General features: G+C 46.2%; 21 protein-coding genes. 14 read left to right on the top strand and 7 right to left on the bottom strand.

The genetic code is table 11. The features are described from left to right. Positions 1–564: 564 nt before the first annotated feature. Positions 565–798 (bottom strand): hypothetical protein, encoded by a 234-nt coding sequence (locus tag OM416_RS05755; protein WP_017687536.1) that lies wholly within the window; start codon positions 796–798, stop codon positions 565–567. Next, entirely contained in the window at positions 795–1832 is a 1038-nt protein-coding gene (locus OM416_RS05750; protein ID WP_264927813.1) for a nucleotide-binding protein, read from the bottom strand. The genes OM416_RS05755 and OM416_RS05750 overlap by 4 nt, the downstream gene beginning before the upstream one ends. 947 nt (positions 1833–2779) lie before the next feature. Between OM416_RS05750 and OM416_RS05745 the strand changes: the two genes are divergently transcribed. Beyond that, on the top strand, positions 2780–3514 hold the full coding sequence (locus OM416_RS05745) for a YitT family protein (protein ID WP_047843647.1): 735 nt from the start codon (positions 2780–2782) through the stop codon (positions 3512–3514). 116 nt (positions 3515–3630) lie between these two features. On the opposite strand, the gene OM416_RS05740 is transcribed toward OM416_RS05745, so the two are convergent. Then, positions 3631–4101, bottom strand: a complete 471-nt coding sequence (locus OM416_RS05740) for a DUF2188 domain-containing protein (protein WP_264927810.1) — start codon at positions 4099–4101, stop codon at positions 3631–3633. Positions 4102–4302: 201 nt separating this feature from the next. Here OM416_RS05740 and OM416_RS05735 point away from each other — a divergent pair, with 201 nt between their 5' ends. Next, positions 4303–5103, top strand: a complete 801-nt coding sequence (locus tag OM416_RS05735; RefSeq protein ID WP_264927808.1) for a lipid II flippase Amj family protein — start codon at positions 4303–4305, stop codon at positions 5101–5103. 56 nt (positions 5104–5159) lie between these two features. Here the strand turns inward: OM416_RS05735 and msrA are convergent, their stop codons facing one another. Both msrA and OM416_RS05725 read right to left on the bottom strand, forming a co-directional pair. Beyond that, on the bottom strand, positions 5160–6122 hold the full coding sequence (gene msrA / locus OM416_RS05730; RefSeq protein ID WP_264927806.1) for a peptide-methionine (S)-S-oxide reductase MsrA: 963 nt from the start codon (positions 6120–6122) through the stop codon (positions 5160–5162). Between the two features lie 181 nt (positions 6123–6303). Next, positions 6304–6915, bottom strand: a complete 612-nt coding sequence (locus OM416_RS05725) for a TVP38/TMEM64 family protein (protein WP_264927805.1) — start codon at positions 6913–6915, stop codon at positions 6304–6306. A gap of 200 nt (positions 6916–7115) precedes the next feature. Between OM416_RS05725 and OM416_RS05720 the strand changes: the two genes are divergently transcribed. Then, complete coding sequence (locus OM416_RS05720; RefSeq protein WP_264927803.1) at positions 7116–8054, top strand: Gfo/Idh/MocA family protein; 939 nt, start codon at positions 7116–7118, stop codon at positions 8052–8054. Positions 8055–8086: 32 nt separating this feature from the next. Next, entirely contained in the window at positions 8087–8401 is a 315-nt protein-coding gene (locus OM416_RS05715) for a hypothetical protein (RefSeq protein ID WP_127545610.1), read from the top strand. Positions 8402–8426: 25 nt separating this feature from the next. On the opposite strand, the gene OM416_RS05710 is transcribed toward OM416_RS05715, so the two are convergent. Further along, positions 8427–9245: an AraC family transcriptional regulator gene (locus OM416_RS05710; RefSeq protein WP_264927800.1), complete on the bottom strand. Its 819-nt coding sequence runs from the start codon at positions 9243–9245 to the stop codon at positions 8427–8429. Positions 9246–9435: 190 nt separating this feature from the next. On the opposite strand from OM416_RS05710, the gene OM416_RS05705 reads away from it, so the two are divergent. The 6 genes from OM416_RS05705 (at position 9436) to OM416_RS05680 (ending at position 14925) form a co-directional block, all read left to right on the top strand. Then, positions 9436–10548 carry a Gfo/Idh/MocA family protein gene (locus OM416_RS05705; protein ID WP_036614448.1) on the top strand — a complete coding sequence of 371 codons (1113 nt, stop codon included), beginning with the start codon at positions 9436–9438 and terminating at the stop codon, positions 10546–10548. 201 nt (positions 10549–10749) lie between these two features. Beyond that, positions 10750–11718, top strand: a complete 969-nt coding sequence (locus OM416_RS05700; RefSeq protein ID WP_062835305.1) for a sugar phosphate isomerase/epimerase family protein — start codon at positions 10750–10752, stop codon at positions 11716–11718. A gap of 24 nt (positions 11719–11742) precedes the next feature. Continuing rightward, entirely contained in the window at positions 11743–12471 is a 729-nt protein-coding gene (locus tag OM416_RS05695; protein WP_264927796.1) for a ThuA domain-containing protein, read from the top strand. Positions 12472–12797: 326 nt separating this feature from the next. Beyond that, entirely contained in the window at positions 12798–13094 is a 297-nt protein-coding gene (locus OM416_RS05690) for a winged helix-turn-helix transcriptional regulator (RefSeq protein WP_076333333.1), read from the top strand. Positions 13095–13282: 188 nt separating this feature from the next. Further along, entirely contained in the window at positions 13283–14014 is a 732-nt protein-coding gene (locus OM416_RS05685; RefSeq protein ID WP_264927794.1) for a hypothetical protein, read from the top strand. Positions 14015–14211: 197 nt separating this feature from the next. Further along, positions 14212–14925 (top strand): hypothetical protein, encoded by a 714-nt coding sequence (locus tag OM416_RS05680; RefSeq protein WP_264927792.1) that lies wholly within the window; start codon positions 14212–14214, stop codon positions 14923–14925. A 94-nt stretch (positions 14926–15019) separates the two neighbouring features. On the opposite strand, the gene OM416_RS05675 is transcribed toward OM416_RS05680, so the two are convergent. Continuing rightward, positions 15020–15736, bottom strand: a complete 717-nt coding sequence (locus OM416_RS05675) for a Crp/Fnr family transcriptional regulator (RefSeq protein WP_169481984.1) — start codon at positions 15734–15736, stop codon at positions 15020–15022. A gap of 430 nt (positions 15737–16166) precedes the next feature. On the opposite strand from OM416_RS05675, the gene adhE reads away from it, so the two are divergent. The 4 genes from adhE (at position 16167) to OM416_RS05655 (ending at position 24111) form a co-directional block, all read left to right on the top strand. After that, positions 16167–18779 (top strand): bifunctional acetaldehyde-CoA/alcohol dehydrogenase, encoded by a 2613-nt coding sequence (gene adhE / locus OM416_RS05670; RefSeq protein ID WP_211085307.1) that lies wholly within the window; start codon positions 16167–16169, stop codon positions 18777–18779. A 639-nt stretch (positions 18780–19418) separates the two neighbouring features. Further along, on the top strand, positions 19419–21677 hold the full coding sequence (gene pflB, locus OM416_RS05665) for a formate C-acetyltransferase (RefSeq protein ID WP_264927788.1): 2259 nt from the start codon (positions 19419–19421) through the stop codon (positions 21675–21677). A 90-nt stretch (positions 21678–21767) separates the two neighbouring features. Beyond that, positions 21768–22520: a pyruvate formate-lyase-activating protein gene (gene pflA, locus OM416_RS05660; protein ID WP_264927786.1), complete on the top strand. Its 753-nt coding sequence runs from the start codon at positions 21768–21770 to the stop codon at positions 22518–22520. Between the two features lie 223 nt (positions 22521–22743). Continuing rightward, positions 22744–24111: an extracellular solute-binding protein gene (locus OM416_RS05655; RefSeq protein ID WP_264927784.1), complete on the top strand. Its 1368-nt coding sequence runs from the start codon at positions 22744–22746 to the stop codon at positions 24109–24111. The last annotated feature ends 47 nt before the right edge of the window (positions 24112–24158 follow it).

Genomic DNA, 24158 nt, shown 5'->3' with positions numbered 1-24158 from the left:
ACTTTTGAAACAGGCAGCGCAAGGTATGCGTTGCCCGTTTTGTTTTATAGAAGAATTTAAATTCTATTCGACCCAACTCAACTCTTATTGAACTTCTTTTAGGTCAAAATAAATTATTCTGAAAATGAATTTTAGAAAACAATATTTTTTTCTTATTTACAGAACATATGTTCTTGTATTATAATTGGAGATAGCAAGTAGTAGGGAAGAGGTAAGTTATTACGATCATTCCTCGTCTTCTTAATTTATTGAAAGTAACAATCAGGACAAGCCTACTCCAAAATTAGGTATAATTTATGGGTTTTGCAGGAAACCTAAGGCCATAAACAAATGAACCTTTATGCAATACAGTCTGCTACAGAAGTAATTACAAGCAATGAAATAGAGCTATGAATTACAATAACGAATCAGGATGACTTCCCGCAACACGATGACGCCAAGTTAACGAGAAGAAGCTACTACTTATTTTTGACGAAAATGAGCAACAAAAAAGCCCCTGCCTTGGGCGGCGGGGCCTATGGAATACTGCCGATTCAGCGGCAGGCTTGATGATGTGTTCAGAAATTAAGCAAGATATTGAGGCTTTTCGTAGAACGCCTCTTTTTCAAGGATGACCTTATAGGGTCTTTCCTTGCCCTTCAGGGAGGGCCCAATGGTCGTTAGCGGTACGGCCGGCTTGTGGAAACGATCTTCTTCCTTAGGTTCCGGAACCGGTCGTGATGATTCGGGCGCAGAACTGAGGCGTACCTTTTTTTCGCTGCCCCAGCGCTTGCTTATTTTTTTCGTTTCCGGTTTCATTCCGGTTCGCCTCCTAACAAATCGTTGATGGCGTTGAACAGTTGACGATTCTGCAGGTCAATCTGCTGAAATACCGCCTCATCCGCTTCAATATGTCCAATAATGTGAACGGTGATTACATACCTCTTGGCTACAGGATAGCATAGCAGATACTCTTTCTCAAGGTAATCATCATACAGATTGATCTTGATCTTGTTCTCCCGGTAAGAATCGATCACCAGGATGCGCTTGGGATCATCCGGTGGTTTGTCGTCGTTAGCGGACAAGTCATACTTTCTTCCCGGTTCTCCAACATTACCACATAATTGCTCAATATAACCACTGTCATCTGTACGGTATATGGCTGTGCCACGTACGGCAAATGGAGGATGAGAGACAAAAGCGGTACGCAGGGCATCGCTCATTCGCTCCAGCATCTTGGCATCTGCTTTGCGGGTACGCAGCAATTCCCTAAAGAACCGCAGCAACTTGAGCAGTTGTAACCTTGCTTCTCCCTCAGTACGTTTATGCTTCTCTATGATGCTCTCCAATTCTGGATCACTCCAGCGTCCCTGTTCCTCAATACTGTCTGCGATTTTGGAACATGCCACGGACACGGCTGGCGCCCACTTTCCGTCAGAACGGATTTCATACACGAGTGGATTTAATCCCAGCAGATCTGTAGGCATACGCAATCCTTCGACCTTGGTCGTGTCCTTGATGTCCGTAATATCTTCAGGAAGAATGAAAAAAATACGCTTTCGTCCCAGACGGCCCATAAACAGACCCATTTCAAGCATTGTATTATCCCGGACCGAGGCGTAGTACTTCCCGCGAATTTTGGATATATCATCCGGATGAAAAATAAAAATGGCAAAGTCTGTCGTACGGACTTCTGTTTCCAGGTCGTCCATCGTATAGCTGCTTGGATTAAAAACCCCGGAGTACCAAGGGGTAACTTCGGCTGAAAAACGTAAGTTTTCGTGTACTGCGGCTGCAATCGGCTTCGCTTCCAGCGAGCAGCCAATAAAGACTCTTGGCTTTAACGTTTTCATCAATCCGCCTCGCTTAAACGGTAGTGGGATTCAATTGTTATATTATACCATAAACAGCAGAGTAAGTCTGGAAACGTCTGAGCTGGACAAAGAATAAGCCGATTACGTTTGCTATAGTGTATGTACGAAGGGAAAATGATTCCTTTGAAAAGCGCAAGAAAATAAAAAAAGGCCCCAATTTGTCACAGTTGGGTGACTGACAGTTATTTTTGGAAGCTTTGGTCATAGAATAAAGGAGCAGGTTGCACCATTAGCAAGCATTGCTTATCCTGGTGTTGCCGTATGACTGCTGGAGCAGTCCAGAGGCTGCTTTATGCGCGTTTTTGAGGGGTCTGCTGTTTAGACCCGGTCACGTTGGTGTTATATAATAGAAGAACAAGCAAGTTAGCTTTGGTGTTTAAACTGAATGAACTTGCAACTGCTGTAAGTTAGATTTACAATTTACACAGGAACGAAGAGTGCAGAACCCATCTGTAGAAGCGAAGTGTTCGCCTGAAAGCTTTCTGAAAGAAAGCTTCGGAAGCATAAGCTATCGCCGGATTTTCGAAGAGGGAAAATGGAATTCCAAAAATCCGGGGATAACAGCGATCAAAAGAGGGTATTGCAATTGAAGTGGTAAGTGTACAATTAAACGTTCAAGCTTATGCATTGTAGTTATTTTTCAGTTTAACTAAGCACAGCTAACCACAACAGAACAGAAAGGATCAGGATACCATGAGTTCCCGAAGGACAATCTCCCCAAGGACGATCTGGAAACGTTACGATCTCTCATACACATAGCGCCCCTTGTAGAGTACACCAACCGGTCTCAAAAAAACGGCTGACTCTGCGAAAGAGGGGATTGGAATGAATATTCGAAGGACGTACACGATGATTTCTTCCAGGCTTACCTTTTGCAGGGTACGGTCGGTCTAAAAAACCAACCTACAAACTGCGAGGGAACCTGAATGAAGAGAACATCGTTAACCTTACAACACGTTAAAACAGAGGCGATCAAATTCGCCATTATGCTACTCGGTACATTTATTTTAGCTTTTGCTTATTATCACATTAACTTTCAGAATCATTTATCGGAGGGCGGATTTGTCGGTCTGGCCCTGCTCGGAAAATACGCAACAGGTTTATCACCTGCTATCGGTATGTTGTTACTGGACATTCCGGTCATGATCCTGGCTTGGTTCCTCAAAGGCTGGAAATTCATGATTCAGGCATTGCTTGGCGTCGGTGCATTTTCCCTATTCTATGACGGCTTTGAACGATACTCCACACTGGTATTGTCGTTTAACGGAAATCTGTGGATTCCGGCAGTTCTATCCGGTATATTGACAGGGGTAGGCGCTGGGATCGTGCTTCGATTCGGTGGAGCGACAGGCGGAGACGATATTCTCGCCGTGCTGGTTAGCCGCTGGAAGGGATGGAAGCTGGGAACAGTTTTCTTTGTCAGCGATGCTTTTGTATTGGGATTGTCGCTTTTCTTTCTTCCGGTAAAAGAAACTTTATATACGATTCTGGCCGTATGGATTGCCAGCAAAGTCATCACGTACGTCGTTAGTGTTCCGGCTCGCGGAACCGTGGTTACAACTTCGGCTGTGAAATTGCCGATACCATCGGCTGCAGCCAAAGCAGTTAACGCTGCTGCTATTTCACAACGGACTACGGTGGCTAGAGGGGTATCCAATTAACCATACGTTTCAGAACAACCATAACCTGTATCGGGTTTAGATGGTTAACGTTCATACAAAATCCCTTTTGACTGCTCTTCAGCAGCAAAAGGGATTTTGTTGTTTTCGCTCATGTTTCAAGACTTGATCGAAGAAGCAATCTGACCATCCTGATTATGGATAATCGCTCGAATATTTTGTTTGCTACTTAGTTCTTTGGCCTTATCTACAGCTTCTGCTTTAGTATCAAATGTGGATAGATAGGTAGACTTTCCTTCTTCTTTGATCGCCCAGCCAGCGTCGGTAGGTACGACATGGATGTTATCATGACTTTTGGACGAAGATACGGGCTCAGAATGACGCCGCTCCGTGGAAGATGACTTTTTGTGGTCCGAATGATCGTAAGAAGATGTGGAGTCCGATTTCGAACTTTCCGGCACGGGATGATTTTCATCCCATTCTTCCGCCTTAGCAGTCGCTATGGCGATCGAGCGTCCTTCCTCATACCCGTCATCGAGCAGAGCATTGGCAATCTCAATGGCTTTATGTCTGACACGTGGTTCCAGGTTCTTCATGGATACCGGATAATCCTGTTTGTTCCAAGGCATATGAACCCCTCCTGTACAATAATGGATTAGTTGTATATTACCCTGTGGGGGGAGGTATAAACGATGAACATCCGAGGTCGTATGTGCATTTTCTGATGATCCAGAAGGGGCTCGTTCCTATACTTTTGCAAGCCAGAGGAGTATAATGCTGTCCATGTAAGAAATAAGTTCAACAAAAGGAAGATAAAGGAGTACATACATATGTTTAGTCTTAGCCTGGCAATCCCTATGGTGTTCACCATGCTGATTCATGCCGCAGATAGCTTGTCATACGCGCTCCGCCTTGGTGGTTTACGCACCCGCAGAATTGCGCTAGCCATTTCTTTGGCGGGTATCTTGCTGTTGGTTTCCCGAACCTCGAATATGGCCCAGGGTCCGATGGTAGGTAATCTGGTAGATACCGCCACACGTGGAGCCAATCCACACTTTGCAGCACAGCTACATTGGTTAATGGGTGCGGCAACGATAGGAACGGCATTAGCCATATTATGTTTCCCAACGATGGTTAAGCTCTCGTCGAGAATGGTCGTACATTTTGAAGCAGCTGGTTCCATCCCTGCGATGGTCCGCGGTATGCTGAAGCGGAGTAAGATTAGAAATGCAACGTATTACATCACCCCGCCATCCTGGAAGATGGCCAAACGATTGGTACAACATGGGATGCCAAGACGGTTAATGATGCTGAATGTAGCTGTAACCGCAATCTATACCACGGGTGTCCTATCAAGCTTGTACGCAGCGTATCTTTACCCAGGACAGGCTGTAGCTGCATCCCAATCAACAGGGCTGATTAATGGAATAGCAACCATTTTGCTGACCATCCTGATTGATCCCCGGATTTCCCTGCTCAGTGACAAATCATTACGTGGCGAGATCCGTTTGGATCGCATGAATCAGATCTATGGCTGCATGCTCGTATCCCGTTTGTTCGGCACACTGTTGGCACAGTTGTTGTTAATTCCATTTGCATATTGGATCGGTTGGATTGTAAGTATGATGTGATTGTAATGTACAAAAAAGAGCAGCGGGATCATCCCGCTGCTCTTTTTTTGTTAAACTTATTGGAAAAGAACGGCGTACTCACCGTATCCTTCTTTTTGCATGTCTTCTTTGGGTACAAAACGAAGTGCCGCAGAGTTGATGCAATAACGCATTCCACCTGCCTCGGCAGGACCATCATTGAACAGGTGACCCAGATGGGAATCGCCCTCACGACTTCTCACTTCGGTACGAATCATGAAGTGGCTGAGATCGGTTTTTTCCTTCACGTTGTGGTCACGCAATGGACGTGTGAAGCTCGGCCAGCCACAGCCGGAGTCGTATTTGTCGGTAGAACTGAACAATGGCTCACCGGATACGATGTCCACATAGATGCCGTCACCGTGGTGATCCCAGAATTCGTTGTGGAATGCAGGCTCTGTCGCGCTGTTCTGCGTAACTTCATATTGAAGTGGCGTCAGGCGCTCTTTCAGTCCATCCTTGTCCACGTTGCCTGACCAGTTGCGTTCGATGAAATCTACGCGTCCAGAACCTTTGCTGTAGCGTTTGTAGTGGGCAGGATTCTTCCGGTGATAATTTTGGTGATGTTCTTCCGCTTCATAGAACGGTTTTGCTGGCAAGATCGGTGTGAAGATTGGTTTGTCAAAACGTCCGCTTTGTCCCAGCTCGGCTTTGGATGCTTCCGCAATTTCGCGCTGTTCTTCACTGTGATAGAAGATGGCCGTCTGGTAGGAAGATCCGCGGTCATGGAATTGCCCGCCTGTATCCGTAGGGTCAATCTGCTGCCAGAACAGTTCAACCAATTTCTTATAAGGGAAGATGGCAGGGTCGAACATGATTTGCACAGCCTCTACATGTCCTGTTGTCTCCGAGCAGACCTCTTCATATGTTGGATTCTCGGTATGTCCTCCTGTATAACCCGATACGATTTTATGAATACCGGGCAGTTCCTCAAAGGGGGATACCATACACCAGAAGCATCCGCCTGCAAAAGTTGCTAACTCACTTGAATGTTGTTCCATGCTATAGTCACTCCATTTCTGATGAAGATTTAGCGCTCGTGTTCGAGCTCCAGCAATCTACCGTTTTATTAAAACTTGTTACACAAGCATTGGGCTTGCTCTTCTATTATATCCTGAATTGGCAAGCCAACCAAGCCGGAATCAAAACAAGCTGGAACTGAACGGTTTGCGAATTCTGAATTCAGGCTTTGTTGCGTGACCGAAAGCGAAATAAGAGCAATACAATGGCCATGAGCACCAGATATCCGGCAAGGATCGCCAGGCTCAGCCAGATTGAGGTTTCAGCCTGTGCACCTGCATAGGCAAATACAAAAATCGCTGGCATTTTCCCAATGGCCGTGGCAACCATGAAGACCCAGAACGGCGTGTACGTTATACCTGCGTAGATATTAACGGCCATCTGAGGTACGATCGGCAACAGTCGCATCGACATGACACCCATGAACGGATGTGCTTCCATCCATGTGGTAAAACGGTTTAGACCCCGAATACGTTCGAGGTAGGATCTCGCCTGATGCCTGAAGATGGTTCTTGCTCCGCCATAGACGAGCATGGCAGCAAGTGTTGTGCCAAGCCAGCATATCCAGGCTGCCGTTGTGGTACCGTAACTGTAACCAAAGGCAATAATAACAAACTTATAAGGAATTACAGGCACAAGAGCAAACAATGTTGCCATGGCGAGTAAAAGCGGGATGGACTGATGGAGATCGGTCCAGGCCAGCAGTTCATATCTGTAAATAAACGTGACTCCTGCAAGTAAAATATAGAGGAGGAGCCATAACCATTTTCGCAAAATCCCAAACGCTCCTTTCAGATCAGGTAGGTCTAGTCGTGTCCCGATCTGTACTGCTGTTCCTCATAAGTTTACCACGTTCGCCCATTGTCTGAACAATTCGTACTGAAGTCTGCCGCAATCACTGGCAAGTTGCTGTCCGAAGGGTTACACTATAGGACGTGGAAATATAGAACCGAACTGAAGGTGGAATGATCATCATGGAAACAACCAAACGTAAACGAATTGCAATTATCGGCCTCGGGGGTATTGCACGTAAAGTGTATTTGCCGCTGTTGACCGCTCATCCGGACGCGGAGATTGTAGGGATTATGAACCGATCTCCGGAGCCGGTCAAGGCCGTTCAGGAGGCGTATAGATTAGAACGGGGAACAACGGATCTGAAAGAACTGTTGTCCTGGGACCTGGATGCGGTGTTTGTACATACAGCAACGGAAGCGCACTTTGACATTGTCATGCAATGTCTGGAAAAGGGATTAGCCGTATACGTAGACAAGCCGTTATCCTATACGCTTCGGGAGTCGGAAGAGATGACTGCTTTTGCCGAGGCACAAGGTCTGTTACTGGCAGTGGGCTTCAATCGCAGATTCGCACCGATGTACCAAAAAGCGAAAGAATGGATGCAGGGTGGAAAAGGCTTCGAATCCCTGACAGTGACCAAACATCGTACAGGCATTCAGGATCGTCCTGCGGCAGAAACCATCTATGATGATCTCATCCATATGCTGGATCTAATGATGTGGTACTCGGATCACAACGTGGAGCTGCTTCATCAATGGATTAGGAAGAATGATCTGGACAGACTGCTGCATGCGACCGGAACAGCCAAGCTGGGCAGAACAGCCTATGGCCGATTCGATATGGTACGTGAAGCTGGGGCAGATCTGGAGAAGGTCGAATTGCATGGTGGTGGACGATCTGTTGAAGTCGTGAACATGGACACGATCAGCTACATGGAACAAGGGAGTCTGGAAACCAAAGAAACATTCGGGAGCTGGGACACCGTGTTAGCACGGAGAGGTTTTAGCGGGGCTGTCGATCATTTCTTGGCTTGTCTGGACTCGCCTGATGATTGCCTGATCAGTGCAAGTCATGTCATGGACAGTCATGAACTGGCGGAACAATTGATTCGTAAATAATTGCAGAATACACATACGGAGGAATACAAGTCATGGATGAATATGAAAAGGAACGTAATAAACAGATCGAGGAAGCTGTTGTAGAAACCTATAAACAGGAAGAAGAGATGATGATCCTCGTATTTGCCCAGTGGTGTGTCAATCATGGATTGGACCCGGAAGAGATGTACCGGCAAGCCTACCCGAATCAGCAAAGCAACGAGCGTTTGCAGCAGGTGCAGAAGCTGATTGTATCCAAGGAGGAAGCCGGTGAGATCCCGGATGATACAGTACTTGGTGTGTTGTCCATGTTTGGCAATGAAGATCTGGCGATGGTTGTATCCGAGGCCATAGCCGCGCGCAAATAAGTTCAACTTACGTATACTGGTATGATTACATCTGTTCCCGGTGAATGACGCGGAATTCCTTCGGGGACATGCCGAACCGGGAACGGAATACCCGATGGAAATAGGTATAGTTGTTGAAGCCGGAAGACTCAGACACTTGCTCCAAGGTCATTGGACTGAAAATAATCCGTTCCCTGGCCATATTCAACCGTACGTCAAGCGTGTATTGCATGATGCTTTTGCCAAACGCTTCTTTGAAGAGATGAACTCCCCGTGAGACACTGATACCAATATGTGTTGCCACATCATCCAGCTTGAACAAAGAGGAAGCGTTTTCTTCAATGTAGTTCTTAATCTCATAAGCCACATAATTAGTATTGGTTATCGTCGGATGCTCCGAGAGCAGACGATCCACTTCGAGACATAAAATCCGCATATAATAACTTGAAATTTCCGGATAAGGATTGGAGATACGGCGTTGCTCCAGCACGAGCTGTCGAAACAGCACTAACAGACTTTCTGTCAGTTCGACTTTGATCCGGGTCGGCCGTTTGTGACGCTTCCACCACTCATCCACCCAGGAACCATTGAAGAAGATGTGATAGTCTCCACTCTCCACCAGTCGTTCTCCCATCGGATTGGTTTCATTGTCTATTCTCAGCTCATAAGGCTCATCAGGATCAAAAAGAAGCAGATCGCCCGCATCCACCAGGGACATGTCCCCGTCAATACGTGAACGGCAGCGTCCGTCTGTTTGCAGTCTTAACAGGTAGTTCTTCACACCTTCAGGCTGCACCATAGCGTAGGGTTTACGATGAAATGAAAAGCCTGCTGTAAGAACTTGGCAGGAATGATCTGTCGGCATGGGCATACTCCTTGCAATTTGAAAATTATGACCAGATAGTTCATGTTTCAATCATATTATTCATTTTAATTGAAGCTGAAACGGAATACCATAGTATTAGATTTAAGGAACAGGAAACATCCAACAAAATATATGTATCTCAACCATTCAAACGCAGATTTTCACCATGCGTAAGGAGATGAACGACACAGTGGAGAAAATGAAAGCAGGCATCATCGGGTGCGGTAACATCAGTGCCATCTACTTGGAGAATCTCAAAAACAACCCGGTCATTGAAGTCGTGGCTGTTGCGGATTTGATTCGTGAGCGCGCTCAGGAACGGGCAGATGAATTTAATATCGCAAACGTTTACAATGTAGATGAGTTGCTGCAAAATAACGAAATTGAGCTCGTGCTGAACCTTACGGTTCCTGGCAGTCATGCCATGACCGATCTGGCTGCACTCGAAGCGGGCAAACATGTGTATGCCGAGAAGCCGCTGGCAATATCTCTTGAGGATGGTCGCAAGGTTGTTGAGCTGGCTGAGGAAAAGGGATTGTATGTGGGTTCTGCACCGGATACCTTCCTTGGTTCAGGCATCCAAACAGCTCGTAAAGCCATTGAGGATGGCCTGATTGGCAAACCGGTTGCAGCGACTTCTTTCTTCATGGGTGGAGGACCAGAAGCTTGGCATCCTAATCCGGAGTTCTTTTATGTTGCAGGTGGCGGACCGATGTTTGATATGGGACCTTACTACCTGACCGCTCTGATTACGCTGCTTGGACCGATACGCAGAATCAGCGCCTCGGCAGGTATACAGATTGCAGATCGCAAGATTGGCTCTGGGCCGAAGGAAGGTACAGCACTGCAAGTAGAGACGCCTACCCACTTGGCAGGAACCATTGATTTTGCAGAAGGTGCCATCGCAACCATGATCACCAGTTTCGATATTCGCGGAGCTTCGGATCTACCACGTATTGAAATCTATGGTACAGAAGGTACGCTTAGTGTACCGGACCCCAATTATTTTAACGGGGAAGTGAAGGTTCGCAGATACGGTCAAGACACTTGGGAGACGGTCAAACCAGTCTTCGAAAGTGGACAAAATGAACGAGGCATCGGCGTAACCGAAATGGTTGAATCCATTCGTGCCGGACGCGAACACAAAGCCAGTGGCAAGCTTGCTTATCACGTACTGGAAGCCATGCATTCATTCCAGCGTTCTTCACTTGAAGGCAAGCACATACATCTGGAGAGCAGCTATGATTCTTTTGCAGTAACTCGCACAGTTCAAACTGAGATTGAAACCGTGGAATCGCACTAGTCTGAGTAATAAGTGTTCGAAGTTTGATGCTCTTACGAGTGATGTAGAATAACCAGTATTCTTACGTTCAATTTCAGGATAGAAACACTCTCGATTTTCCACACTAATTAAACAGGCACGTGATCTGAACGGTAATTGTCTACAGTTCAATATTCATGAATTCAGCAATCATACGATATCTAATCCAGGGAGGAATCGCACTTGAAACTCGGCGTATTTTTGGTACTATTCGGAGGACGTAAATTGGAGGATGCTCTTGATTATGTAGCATCCAAGGGATTAAAAGCAGTAGAAATCGGAACAGGTGGACATCCAGGCAATGCACATTGTAAGCCAGATGAATTGTTAAGCAATCCTACAGCATTGAAAAACTTCAAAAATGCAGTGGAATCACGCGGTTTGACGATCAGTGCACTTAGCTGTCACGGTAACCCGTTACATCCGCAAAAGGATATTGCCAAAGGATTTCACGATGACTTTGTTAAAACGGTAGAACTGGCTGAGAAGCTGGAAGTACCTGTAGTGAATACATTCTCCGGTTGTCCGGGAGATCATGAGGATGCCAAATATCCAAACTGGCCTGTTGCACCATGGCCGAATGACTTCCAGGAGATCCTGAAGTGGCAGTGGGAGAACAAAGTTATCCCTTATTGGACAGAGTGGGGTAAATTTGCAGCAGATCGTAATGTAAAAGTTGGACTGGAGCTGCACGGTGGATTCTCGGTCCATACACCAGCAACGTTGCTGAGACTGCGTGAAGCAGCAGGTGAAGTGATCGGAGCCAATCTGGACCCAAGTCACATGTGGTGGCAAGGCATTGATCCGGTGCAGGCGATTCACATCTTGGGACGTGAAGGAGCAATCCATCACTTCCATGCCAAAGATACAACGATTGATCCGATCAACGTGAACAAACACGGTGTAACGGATATGCAGGATTATACCAATATGCTGGATCGGGCTTGGCAGTTCCGCTCGGTTGGTTATGGACATGATAACAAGACTTGGGCAGATATTATGAGTGCCTTGCGTCTGGTCGGATATGATTATGTAGTAAGTATTGAGCACGAAGACGGTCTGATGTCGGTTGAAGAAGGATTCTCTAAAGCCGTGCAAAATCTCCAGCAAGTATTGATTGAAGAGCCGCTGGGCGATATGTGGTGGGTTTAGAGCTACATTAGGGGGAAATTGAATATGATCAACGTCACCATTTGGAATGAATTTGTCCATGAGAAAATTCACGATGAAGTAAGGGAGGTCTACCCGGATGGTCTGCATCGAGCGCTGGCTGACGGACTTGGCGGCGAAGGCTTTGCTATTCGGACGGCTACACTGGATCAGCCTGAACACGGATTAAGTGATGAAGTGCTGAATTCCACGGATGTGCTCATATGGTGGGGACATATGGCACATGATCGCGTAAGCGATGAGATCTCACAGAAGGTCGCGCAGCGAGTTTTGAACGGGATGGGTATGATTGTGCTCCATTCAGGACATTTCTCCAAACCATTCAAAGCACTGATGGGAACCAGCTGTGATCTGAAGTGGCGTGTAGCTGACGAGCAGGAAATTGTATGGTGTGTGAATCCATCCCATCCGATTGCGGATGGCATCGAAGGCAAAATTGTATTGGAAAAAGAAGAGATGTACGGAGAATTCTTCGATATTCCAGTACCCGATGAACTGGTGTTTGTAAGTAACTTCCAGGGTGGAGAAGTATTCCGGAGCGGATGCACGTTCCGGCGTGGTGAAGGTAAAATCTTCTATTTCCGACCGGGTCATGAGACGTATCCGACCTATTACAAACCGGAAATATTAAGAGTGATCAGTAACGCTGTGAAATGGGCATATCCTGCCGGCAGCTTTAAGCCCGAATTCGGTAAGAGCGAACCTGTAAGGCCATTTGGTGGCGTGCTGGTCTAATTCACTAACTCAATCGTGAAATGAAAATGATAAGTTATATTCAAAAAGAACCCTTCTCCAAGTCAATGATGACTGTGGCAGTTGGGTTCTTTTTGGGTAAGATAGTACTATGGGGAAGTTATACGATATTTCCCATGGTTACGACGCACCGTGTAATGTATACTGGGATGTATGATCCATTTTGCATGTTATGCTTCTAAAATTTAAACTTTTTAGTTGCAGACGTTTTCTTTGAAGCTTAAATATGTTATTATGAAATATACTAACAAAATGTAAGTTGAGTGATCTCTAAAGAGGTGATTAATGTGGAAGGTCAAGACTTGCGGATGTGTCCGCGTTTTGAGACGGCGTTTTCTTTTTTGGGCAAGCGCTGGAATGGTTTAATTATTCAAACGTTGATGAGTGGTTCGAAGCGATTCAAGGATATCTCCAATCTGATTCCGTCTATGAGTGACAAGATGTTGTCCGAACGGATGAAGGACTTGGAGAGTGAAGGTATTCTGGTTCGTCACGTCTATCCCGAGACGCCGGTTCGTATTGAATATGAACTGACGGACAAAGGTAGAGCTCTCCAGCCTGTCATGAATCAAATTCAAGACTGGGCTGAGAAGTGGGTTGACTAGCTCAACATCACCCACTTGCGTTGCTTTAATGACATAGACTCCTGATTTCCACAGAAATCAGGAGTTTTTGTCTTAGATATACCGTGGATAGGCGTTTTTCTCCTGGGCTGTGCACATGTTGTCATGAGTTGTAGTATAATCTATAGAAAATGGCCGCAGACGGCCGGAGCGAAGGAGGCCCACTTGTCATGAGAGAAGAAAGCTTATCCCGTGAAGTACGCTACGGCAAGAAAGATATTGCAGAACTTGAGAGCGCATCCATTCAGGTACATCTAATCTACAAAAAAGCTGCGGAGTTGTTTAAGCGCACAGCATATTCGCGTTCGGTTAAGGATGATCTTGCCGAAGTGAATACGCATTCTGTGAACAGCGATGGTCCGAGATTAGCTCCGGCGGTGCTGCAAAAATGGATTCAAACGTCCAGAGGCTGGAAGTGTATCGGATGTGAACTGAGACAACCTGATTCGGCGATGCCTCACATGGAGGAAACCATCCATGGAAAGCAGTTGGGTCTGGATATGAGAGAAGGTCGGTTGGTTCAGGCAGAAATGCTGATTCAGGCGGTTGTCTGGTCTCAATATGAGAAGATTCGAATGTTTGCACCATGGCTGGGCGATGAACCTTTCTATAGTGTGCAGGAACTGGATGTCATTGCCCGTTATATTGTGCCTACCTATTTCTCGGAACGCCCCTTGCATGAGCAAGGGAAGGTATTCAAGGTACATCAACAATATGGTCAGATTCCGTTATACCAGGAGTATGTAGACGCACCTTCATGCTGCGTACAGGTGGACGGTGGATTGCTTGAAGGCCGATTGCTGACAGGGGTATATGTATCGGAGGAACAATTCTTTGGACTCAATCCATATCTGAAGGATGGAGATGGAGGACGGACATACATGCAGGCTTGTGTCCAATAATAAGTTAACCAATAAGAACGTAAAAGTGATTTAGATTGGAGAGCCTGTATGCAGGCTCTCTTTGTTGTATAAGCCCTCTCTGGAGGGCACGCACCATAAAAGTAACGGCTTTGACACTTTTTTTTGTGGAGTGTTGTGCCATAATAGAGGTTATGGACAACAGGGTGAATGATTTTACGCAGGGTGGTGTTACCTACATGAAGAAGAAAATCCCCGGTTACATAGGTGTATGTTTGCTCATTCTGGCGATCTTGGCTGGATGTAGTGAGACGCAACCTTCAGAGCAGCCAATTGTCAAAGAGACGGAGACAGCGAATACGATTACAGTGGCTGTAGATGGCAGTACATTTTTGCCTGATGCAACGAAGTCCATTAAGCGAGATTTTAGTGAGGGTTTGACACTCAAAAAAGCATTACTTAATAGCGGACTCGTTGATTTTACGGCGGATGGCAAACGGATTCAATCCGTGGGTGAAGTTTCTCTGGATTCTTCGTTGAGCTGGGCTGTGAAGTTGAATGGCAAGGATATTGAACAGGAAGATTGGAACATGGAGCTTCATGCTAAAGATGAAGTGATCATTTACGTGAAAGCCGCTGACAGTGGGGGGGATGGCGTTGCATATCAGACAACGTTACTCAAGGTGAGCGGTGGAAACATTATGCCAACTCTCAATCGTCAATATGCCGGAGTCTATGTCCAGGAATGTACAGTTCGCGATGTTTTGAAATCCAGCGGGATTGTTAGAATGTCGGAGAACAATAAGTTCGTCGTTTCGGTCGAGAATGTCACACCACGCATGAACCAGCGGTGGGTCATTATGGTGAATGACAAGGAATTAATGGAAAATGGTTTGGATATGAAATTGAATCCACGTGATGCGGTAAAGCTTGAATTGACCAATGCATCCTAAGTATACAAAGAAGCCCAATCTCTATATAGAGAACTGGGCTTTTTTTAATGATGAAATTGTTTTGCAAGCCACATCTTATTAGCATATTCGTACATCAAATACGACAGATCTCGTTCGGACAAAGTTCACAGTGACAGATGCCTTGCAGCATCTTCAGATCTTTGATGACGATCATGCCATTGTCATATTCTATGCCATCTTTCTTGCGCAGATCGCTTAACATGCGGTTTACACTTTCACGGGTGGCCCCAATCATATTGGACAGATCCGTGTGGGTAATTTTTTTGTGAATAATAACATGTTCTCCATGAGGCTCACCATACGAATTCGACAACCGAATGAGGGTAGAACAGAGCGCACCCGGTTTGCCATATAACATGAGATCCCTGAACTTGGTCTGTGTCAGCCGGTGGTGGATGCCCATCCATTTCATAAAGTCGATCGCAAAGTCACAATGCTGGCATATCAGCATTTCCAGGTCTTTGTGTTCCAGTACACCAATCTCACTGTCTTCCAGTACTTCCGCTGAGAAGCTGTGTTTGGAGCCGAAGAAGGGATCAGCTTGACCAATCATATCACCGGACTGATACATGTACATTATCAGTTCTTTGCCTTCATCCGTTGATTTGGTGATCTGGGCACGACCCCGTTTCATATAATAAAGTTTGTCAGAGACGTCTCCTTCCCAGTACAGATGTGTACCTTCCGGATAGGTTCTATCTTTCATGGTAACTAGCAGATGGTTGAAATTCGCTTCCGAGAAACAGTTGGTATTGCCACGTTTTTCCAGTACAGTCGTTAGTTCTCTCATAAGTCTATCTCCCCTTTATGTCCATCGGACGACCTTCTGTAGCTTGCAGTAGCCTCCGAGGTTCGCCGCAAGCCGTTGCCGTCCTGATCAGGGTCATCTCGGCCGGGAGGAAGGACGGTACAAATTGCGGTGGTTCAATTTTTAAGTTCAGTATATACCTAATCTTACCGTTTGAGGGGGAAGGAAAGGGGGTAAAAATGACGAAATTTCAAACATTGTGATAAAATTCACTTTTGATGGACAGGATGAATTTTACAGCCCTATAGTTTAAATAGGAAGTGAAAATGGTCGTGTAAAGGACACTACAAAACTTAAATTAAATTCGTTATACTTTGTGAAAAAAATCACATAATTAAATTTATTGTCATGTTACGATGTGAATGTAAACGAGAGAGACAAACTAATACGAACCTTTAGGAGGATGAGGGAGATGGCTGTAAAGAACGAAGTCGCCCCAGCAAAAGAACCGACAGCAGGTCAGTATATTCAAACGTTAATTGACAAAGCGAATAAAGCACACGCCGCATTCATGAAGATGGACCAGAAACAGATTGACCGGATTGTGCAAGCCATGGCGCTTGCGGGTCTGGATAAACACATGATGCTCGCCAAGATGGCCGTAGAAGAAACAGGCCGCGGAGTGTATGAGGATAAAATCACTAAAAATATATTTGCAACAGAATATGTGTACCATAGCATCAAGTATGACAAAACTGTAGGTGTGATTGAAGATAACGAGTATGAAAGCTTCCAGAAAATTGCGGAGCCGGTCGGCATCATCATGGGGATTACACCAGTGACCAATCCAACATCAACGACGATGTTTAAAGCACTGATCTCCATCAAGACCCGTAACCCAATCATCTTCGGCTTCCACCCATCTGCACAGAATTGTAGCCGGGAAGCTGCTAAAATCCTACTGGAAGCGGCTGTGAAACATGGTGCGCCAGCAGATTGTATCCAGTGGATTGATGATCCTTCCATGGATCGTACGAACGAACTGATGAATCACAATGATGTGGCGCTCATTCTGGCAACAGGCGGATCAGGCATGGTACGTGCAGCGTACAGCTGTGGTAAACCTGCACTGGGCGTAGGACCGGGTAACGTACCTTGCTTTATCGAGAAAAGCGCGGATATCAATCAGGCAGTGACGGATTTGATCCTGTCCAAGTCTTTCGATAACGGCATGATCTGTGCTTCCGAACAAGCAGTAATCATTGAAGAACCGATCTTCGATCAAGTGAAGAAAAAAATGATCGCAAATGGCTGTTACTTTGTTAACAAAGATGAAGCAGCAAAATTGACAGCAGGTGCGATTAATGCCGAGAAATGTGCGGTGAACCCGGCGATTGTTGGTCAATCTGCGGTAAGCATTGCGAAGTTGTGCGGTATTGAAGTTCCAGCAGGCACCAAAATTCTCGTGGCCGAGATTGAAGGGGTAGGTACCAAATTCCCATTGTCGGCTGAGAAATTAAGCCCGGTACTGGCTTGTTACAAAGTTAAAACGGCAGCAGAGGGCATTGAGCGTGCAGCAGAAGTGGTTGCTTTTGGCGGCATGGGTCACTCCTCGGTTATCCACTCCACAAATGAAGAAGTGATCGGCAAATTCGCAGATCGTCTGCAAACCGGACGGATTATTGTGAACTCACCATCCACACACGGTGCCATCGGGGATATCTACAACACGAATATGCCGTCATTGACACTGGGCTGCGGATCATACGGACGTAACTCGACTTCTTCCAACGTAACCGCTGTGAACTTAATCAATGTGAAAAGGGTGGCTCGCCGTACCGTGAATATGCAATGGTTCAAAGTGCCGAACAAAGTCTACTTCGAAAAAGGGGCAACGCAGTATCTTGCCAAAATGCCTGACATCACACGTGTTGCGATTATTACGGATGCGATGATGGTGAAACTTGGTTATGTGGAAAAAGTAGAGCACTATCTGCGTCAACGTCAAATGCCGGTAGCGATCGAAGTATTCTCCGATGTAGAGCCCGATCCGTCCACAACAACGGTAGATCGCGGAACAGAAATGATGCGCCGTTTCCAACCGGACTGCATTATCGCACTCGGTGGTGGATCACCGATGGATGCTGCGAAAGCGATGTGGTTGTTCTATGAATATCCGGATACGGACTTTAACGATCTGAAACAAAAATTCATGGATATCCGCAAACGGATCTACAAATATCCACGTCTCGGCGTAAAAGCGAAATTTGTAGCGATTCCAACCACATCCGGTACAGGTTCTGAAGTGACATCGTTCGCGGTTATCACAGATAAAAATCAAGGTAACACCAAATATCCATTGGCCGACTATGAGCTGACACCAGACGTAGCGATTGTCGATCCGGAATTCGTATACTCCCTGCCTAAAACAGCGGTTGCCGATACAGGTATGGACGTACTGACTCATGCGATTGAAGCTTATGTATCTGTTATGGCAAATGATTACACGGATGGACTTGCGATTAAAGCCATTCAACTGGTGTTCCAATACCTGGAGCAATCTGCGCTACAAGGCGATAAACTGGCACGTGAGAAAATGCATAATGCTTCCACAATTGCAGGTATGGCGTTTGCCAACGCATTCCTGGGCATCAACCACAGCTTGGCGCACAAATGGGGCGGTCAGTATCACACCGCACACGGACGCACCAATGCAATCCTGATGCCGCACGTTATTCGTTACAACGCGAAAAAACCGACCAAATTCGCATCGTTCCCGAAATATTCACACTTTGTAGCGGATGAGCGGTATGCCGAAATTGCTCGCATCTTGGGATTGCCTGCTCGCACGACAGAAGAAGGGGTAACCAGTCTTATCAACGCCATCCGTAACCTGAACAAAATCTTGGGTATTGAAGAATCGTTCCAGGAAATCGGATTTGATGCAAAAGACTTTGAAGCACATGTCGATTATCTGGCAGACCGTGCCTTCGAAGACCAATGTACAACCGCCAATCCGAAGTTGCCGCTGGTAACTGAACTGGCTGATGTATACCGCAACGCTTTCTACGGAAAGTTTGAATAAAGAATCTAGAACGAAGCGTGCCTTACGGCAATAAGATCAGGGTTCCCCGAGAGGGGAGCCCCGATTGCCGTCTTTCACACAATATAGAAGAGGGCAGAAAAACAGAAGAGTGAAGCATCTGTTTTTCAGGGTTTATTTTAAGATTTAGTTTGCTCCGAGCATAGAGGAGCAAAGGGTTCTAGAGAGGTTACACGGAATCCGTGAGGTGGCTGTTTGAGCCAGATGTTCACACAATAACGGAGAGGGCAGAAAAAACTGAAGAAGCGGAGCGTGCGCCTTTATCCCCGGATTTTCCCCTTTGGAAAATAAAATTGAAAAAATCCGGGGATAACAGCGATCGGAAGTTGTTCTGCCCGCGCAGTGGCTAAGTGTGAATTTACCGGGTTCAATGGGACAAAGCGCAGGTGGAGTGAGTTAGTTCACCGACTTTGTGATAAAAATCACAGATGATGAAAGTGCCAAGTCGTATACTGAAAATGTAAGAAAAACATTCATCCCGCGGTTCCGGTTCCCAAGTAGAGAGAACATGTTCCGGTTTTATGTGAAACAATTCACATTAATCGCGGCTCTGGGCACACAATGATACGAATGAAGCAATATGTTATGTGTCCAGAAATCCAAATTAGTGGAGGGATTAAGATGTCGGTGATTGAAAAAGATGTCAAACAACAAACAGGCTGGAGAAACTTTACCAAAGGAACATGGACCAAATCCGTAGATGTGAATGATTTTCTGGCACACAACTTGTCTCCGTATTACGGCGATGAAGCGTTCCTCGCAGGTGCAACCCAGAATACCAAAGAATTGTGGGAGATCGTATCTGATCTGACCAAAAAAGAACGTGATAATGGCGGTGTCCTTGACGTTGATGTGAACACACCAGCCACTATTGTTTCTCACCAACCAGGTTATCTGGATCAATCTAAAGAGCAAATTGTCGGCGTTCAGACCGATGTTCCGTTCAAACGTTCCATTCAACCAACAGGCGGAATCCGGATGATGATTGATGCATGTGAAGCATACGGCTTCGAATTGCCTCAAGGCGTCATTGATATATTCACGAACATTCGCAAAACACATAACCAGGGTGTATTCGATGCTTATACTTCCGACATGCGTGCAGCGCGTAAAGCAGGGATTATTACAGGTCTGCCAGATGCTTACGGCCGTGGCCGGATCATCGGTGACTATCGTCGTGTAGCTTTGTATGGGGTAGACTTCCTGATTCGTAACAAAAAAGGTGAATTGAATGCACTCGAAGTTGATGTTATTGATGAAGATGTCATTCGTCTGCGGGAAGAATTGTCTGAACAGATTCGTGCATTGCAAGAATTGAAGCAATTGGGCGATATGCACGGGTTCGATATTTCCTTGCCAGCGACAACAGCAAAAGAAGCATTCCAATGGTTGTACTTCGGTTATCTCGCTGCGATCAAAGAACAGAACGGTGCTGCGATGTCCCTGGGACGTGTATCTTCTTTCCTAGATATCTACATTGAACGTGACCTGCAAGAAGGCATTCTGTCTGAAGAACAGGCGCAGGAGCTCGTTGATCATTTCGTAATGAAACTGCGGATCGTCAAATTCCTGCGTACACCAGATTACAACGAACTGTTCAGTGGAGATCCAACATGGGTAACAGAGTCCATCGGTGGTATGTCTGTAAATGGTGAAACACGCGTAACCAAAAACAGCTTCCGTTTCCTGCATACGTTGCACAACCTGGGTCCTGCACCAGAGCCGAACCTGACTGTACTCTGGTCCACGAAACTTCCAGAAGCTTTCAAAGATTATTGCAGTAAAGTATCCATCGAAACCAGCTCAATCCAATATGAGAATGATGATCTGATGCGTCCGATCTATGGTGACGATTACGGTATTGCTTGCTGTGTATCAGCGATGAAAATCGGGAAACAAATGCAATTCTTCGGCGCTCGTGCCAACCTGGCGAAAGCTCTCTTGTATGCGATCAACGGTGGTCGTGACGAGAAATCCGGAGCACAAGTTGGACCTGAGTATCCTGCCATTACTAGCGAAGTGCTGGATTACAATGAGGTTATGAAACGCTTCAAACCAATGATGGAGTGGCTGGCGAAGCTGTATATGAACACCCTCAACGTCATTCACTACATGCACGATAAATACAGCTATGAGCGTATCGAAATGGCATTGCATGACCGTGACATTGTACGTACGATGGCTTGCGGTATCGCTGGTCTGTCGGTTACAGCAGATTCACTGAGTGCAATCAAATATGCCAAAGTAAAACCAATTCGTAACGAACAAGGCATCGCTGTTGATTTCGAAATCGAAGGAGACTTCCCTTGTTACGGTAACAATGAAGATAGCGTAGATAGTATTGCTGTTGAACTGGTTGAGAACTTTATGGGTATGATTCGCAAACACAAAGCATACCGTAACGCAGTGCCAACGCAATCCGTTCTGACGATCACTTCGAACGTGGTATATGGTAAGAAAACAGGGACTACACCAGATGGTCGTAAAGCAGGTGAACCATTTGCTCCAGGTGCGAACCCAATGCATGGTCGTGATAAAAAAGGTGCACTGGCATCCCTTGGCTCTGTAGCCAAATTGCCTTATGAACACAGCCTTGACGGTATTTCCAATACCTTCTCCATCGTGCCAAAAGCATTGGGTAAAGAGGAGACCACACGTAAATCCAATCTGACTGCGATGATGGATGGTTACTTCGGTCAAAATGCTCATCACCTGAACGTTAACGTATTTGATCGTCAGCAACTGATTGATGCAATGGATCACCCGGAAAACTATCCGCAACTGACTGTACGGGTATCCGGATATGCGGTTAACTTCATTAAATTGACTCGTGAACAACAGTTGGATGTCATCAACCGTACGTTCCATGGTTCGATGTAAGTAATTTTGCAAGTAGAAGACCGCTAGAGCAAGGCATTCCAAATCATATTAAACGCACAGCGGATGCGGATACAGAAAGGAAGAGGCAGCATGGTTAACGGACATATTCATTCACTCGAAACTTTCGGGACGGTTGACGGCCCAGGCATCCGCTTCGTGCTTTTTATGCAAGGATGTCTACTCAAGTGTCAGTATTGCCACAACCCTGATACATGGGCGCTGGATGGTGGAAAAGAAATGACGCTCGAGGAGGTATTGGCTGAAATTGAGCCGTATCTATCCTACTACCGCAGTTCCGGAGGCGGGCTCACGATATCTGGTGGAGAACCAACGTTACAGGCTCACTTTGTAGCCGAAATCTTTAAGGAAGTGAAGCGTCGTTGGGGATTGCATACGACACTGGACAGCAACGGGTTTAACGAGCCGGATCGGATTCACGATCTGCTGGATCACACAGACCTGGTTCTGCTGGACCTCAAGCATATTGATGACGAGAAACATATCAAGCTGACAGGAAAATCCAACGAGAGAACGTTGAAAACGGCCAAGTGGCTATCGGAGCAGGGCCGGAAAATGTGGATACGCCACGTGTATGTGCCTGGTATTCATAACGAGGAAGAGGATCTGCTTAACCTTGGACGGTTTATTGGGACATTAAATGGCGTCGAGAAGTTCGAAATTCTTCCATACCATCAGATGGGGATTTACAAATGGGAAGCGCTCGGTAAAGTATACCCACTGGATGGTGTTCCTTCGCCAAGTGAAGAAGAAGTGGAGCGGGCGTACGGCCTGATCGAACAAGGTCGCCAGGAAACAGCTGGCATTGCTTGTTCCGGTAAGTGATCTGACTTTTATATATTGTAAAAACAATCAACCAAGCAGTCTTTGCGAACATATTTCGCAGGGGCTGTTTTTTTGCTGTTATCTATTGTAAATGCAAGATTATTTGTCCAGTGAAGGATTTTATCCCTCCATTGATGAATTGTCATCCTTACGATGTAAGCTCCGGCTTTTTATAATCAGAGTGTAAAGCCAAATGCTCAATATCTTGAGGAGGGTCAACCAGATGAAAAAAGGAATGACATTACTGCTTTCATTATTGCTTATCACTTCATGGACTTTGGCGGGGTGTGCAAGCTCAAGTAACGAGCCACAGCAAGGCGCAGGCAATACACCTGTGGAGGAGACAAGTAAGGAACCGATTGAAATGCTTCTGCGCCACACGCAGGTGGGAGCCGACAAACAGAAAAGACTGGCCATTCTGCAGGATGTTGTGGACAAAGTTGAGGGTGAGATACCCAATCTGACCTTTACGCTGGATGGTGTCGAATCCGATGTGAATCGCAAAGAGAAGCTTCGCGGAGAGATGGCGGCAGGTAATCCTCCTGATATCTTCGAACTGTTCGGCAGCCCGGATTCCAAAGTCTATGCCAAGGAAGGCATGCTGCTTGATCTGACTCCGATCCTGCAAGAGTTGGGCATTCAGGACCAGTTTACATCCCTTGAGCCGTTTACGTATGAAGGCAAAGTATATGGACTGCCGATTGGCGGTTCGGGCGAAGGTTTTTTCTTTAATAAAGAGTACTTTGAACAAAAAGGATGGAAAGCTCCAACCACCATGGCTGAACTGGACAATATACTGGCCGAGATCAAGGCCGATGGCAAAGTGCCGCTTGCTTCCGCATCCAAGGCGGGCTGGGTACCGCTTATGTTAACCAACCACCTGTGGTCCCGGTATGCCGGACCGGAGATTACAGCAAAGTTTGCAACAGGTGAAGCGAAGTGGACTGATCCGGGTGTTGTGCAAGGTTTTGCCAAACATAAGGAATGGGTGGATAAGGGTTATTTCAAAAAAGGTGAACTGGGCTTCGAGTATGCCGAATATACCACGCAGTTTACGAGCGGTGAAGCGATTTTAATGTATGACGGAACATGGAAGTCATCTGTATTCAAGGAAGGTCAGAGCGGTGAATCGCTCATTGGCAAGGTTGGATTCTTCAATATGCCTCCGGTAGAGAACGGAGCAGGAGATCAGACGTCTTTGATGAGAGATGTGAACAATGGATACGGATTCTCGGCAGCAGTGGCGGATGACCCGCAGAAGCTGGAAGCAGTGAAAGCTTTTATCAAAAATTTCTACAATGAAGATATGCAGGTTCGCGGCCTTGTGGAAGACGGTGTGTTGCCTGCCATGAAGCTGGACGAGAAAGTGCTGACCGATAGCATTACCGATGATTTGATGAAAGAAATTGTGGCTGTGCTTAATGCGTCCAAGACGTCGTTCCCGGCATTTGATGCACTCGTTCAGGCCGATGTGACGACAGAGATCAGCAATCTGCAGATTCAGAAGTTGATTGGTGGGCAGACCACCCCAGAGAAAATGGCAGAAGAGTTGCAAAAGGTGCAAGAGGAAGCAAACGCCTCAGTGGAATAAACCAATTCAAGTTGAAACTGCGATCGTTGAAGTGACTGAAGGAGGCT

Source organism: Paenibacillus sp. LS1, assembly GCF_026013365.1.
GTDB lineage: Bacteria > Bacillota > Bacilli > Paenibacillales > Paenibacillaceae > Paenibacillus.
Note: the sequence above shows the minus strand (reverse complement) of the source record. Positions and strands in the feature narration are given on the sequence as shown.

Bases quoted from the DNA above. Each gene is read 5' to 3' on its own strand.
- OM416_RS05695 (WP_264927796.1), top strand. From the start codon at position 11,743: ATGATCAACGTCACCATTTGGAATGAATTTGTCCATGAGAAAATTCAC.
- OM416_RS05690 (WP_076333333.1), top strand. From the start codon at position 12,798: ATGTGTCCGCGTTTTGAGACGGCGTTTTCTTTTTTGGGCAAGCGCTGG.
- OM416_RS05745 (WP_047843647.1), top strand. From the start codon at position 2,780: ATGAAGAGAACATCGTTAACCTTACAACACGTTAAAACAGAGGCGATC.
- pflA (WP_264927786.1), top strand. From the start codon at position 21,768: ATGGTTAACGGACATATTCATTCACTCGAAACTTTCGGGACGGTTGAC.
- OM416_RS05715 (WP_127545610.1), top strand. From the start codon at position 8,087: ATGGATGAATATGAAAAGGAACGTAATAAACAGATCGAGGAAGCTGTT.
- OM416_RS05655 (WP_264927784.1), top strand. From the start codon at position 22,744: ATGAAAAAAGGAATGACATTACTGCTTTCATTATTGCTTATCACTTCA.
- pflB (WP_264927788.1), top strand. From the start codon at position 19,419: ATGTCGGTGATTGAAAAAGATGTCAAACAACAAACAGGCTGGAGAAAC.
- OM416_RS05755 (WP_017687536.1), bottom strand. From the start codon at position 798: ATGAAACCGGAAACGAAAAAAATAAGCAAGCGCTGGGGCAGCGAAAAA.
- OM416_RS05735 (WP_264927808.1), top strand. From the start codon at position 4,303: ATGTTTAGTCTTAGCCTGGCAATCCCTATGGTGTTCACCATGCTGATT.
- OM416_RS05740 (WP_264927810.1), bottom strand. From the start codon at position 4,101: ATGCCTTGGAACAAACAGGATTATCCGGTATCCATGAAGAACCTGGAA.
- OM416_RS05680 (WP_264927792.1), top strand. From the start codon at position 14,212: ATGAAGAAGAAAATCCCCGGTTACATAGGTGTATGTTTGCTCATTCTG.
- OM416_RS05675 (WP_169481984.1), bottom strand. From the start codon at position 15,736: ATGAGAGAACTAACGACTGTACTGGAAAAACGTGGCAATACCAACTGT.
- adhE (WP_211085307.1), top strand. From the start codon at position 16,167: ATGGCTGTAAAGAACGAAGTCGCCCCAGCAAAAGAACCGACAGCAGGT.
- OM416_RS05720 (WP_264927803.1), top strand. From the start codon at position 7,116: ATGGAAACAACCAAACGTAAACGAATTGCAATTATCGGCCTCGGGGGT.
- OM416_RS05685 (WP_264927794.1), top strand. From the start codon at position 13,283: ATGAGAGAAGAAAGCTTATCCCGTGAAGTACGCTACGGCAAGAAAGAT.
- msrA (WP_264927806.1), bottom strand. From the start codon at position 6,122: ATGGAACAACATTCAAGTGAGTTAGCAACTTTTGCAGGCGGATGCTTC.
- OM416_RS05750 (WP_264927813.1), bottom strand. From the start codon at position 1,832: ATGAAAACGTTAAAGCCAAGAGTCTTTATTGGCTGCTCGCTGGAAGCG.
- OM416_RS05710 (WP_264927800.1), bottom strand. From the start codon at position 9,245: ATGCCGACAGATCATTCCTGCCAAGTTCTTACAGCAGGCTTTTCATTT.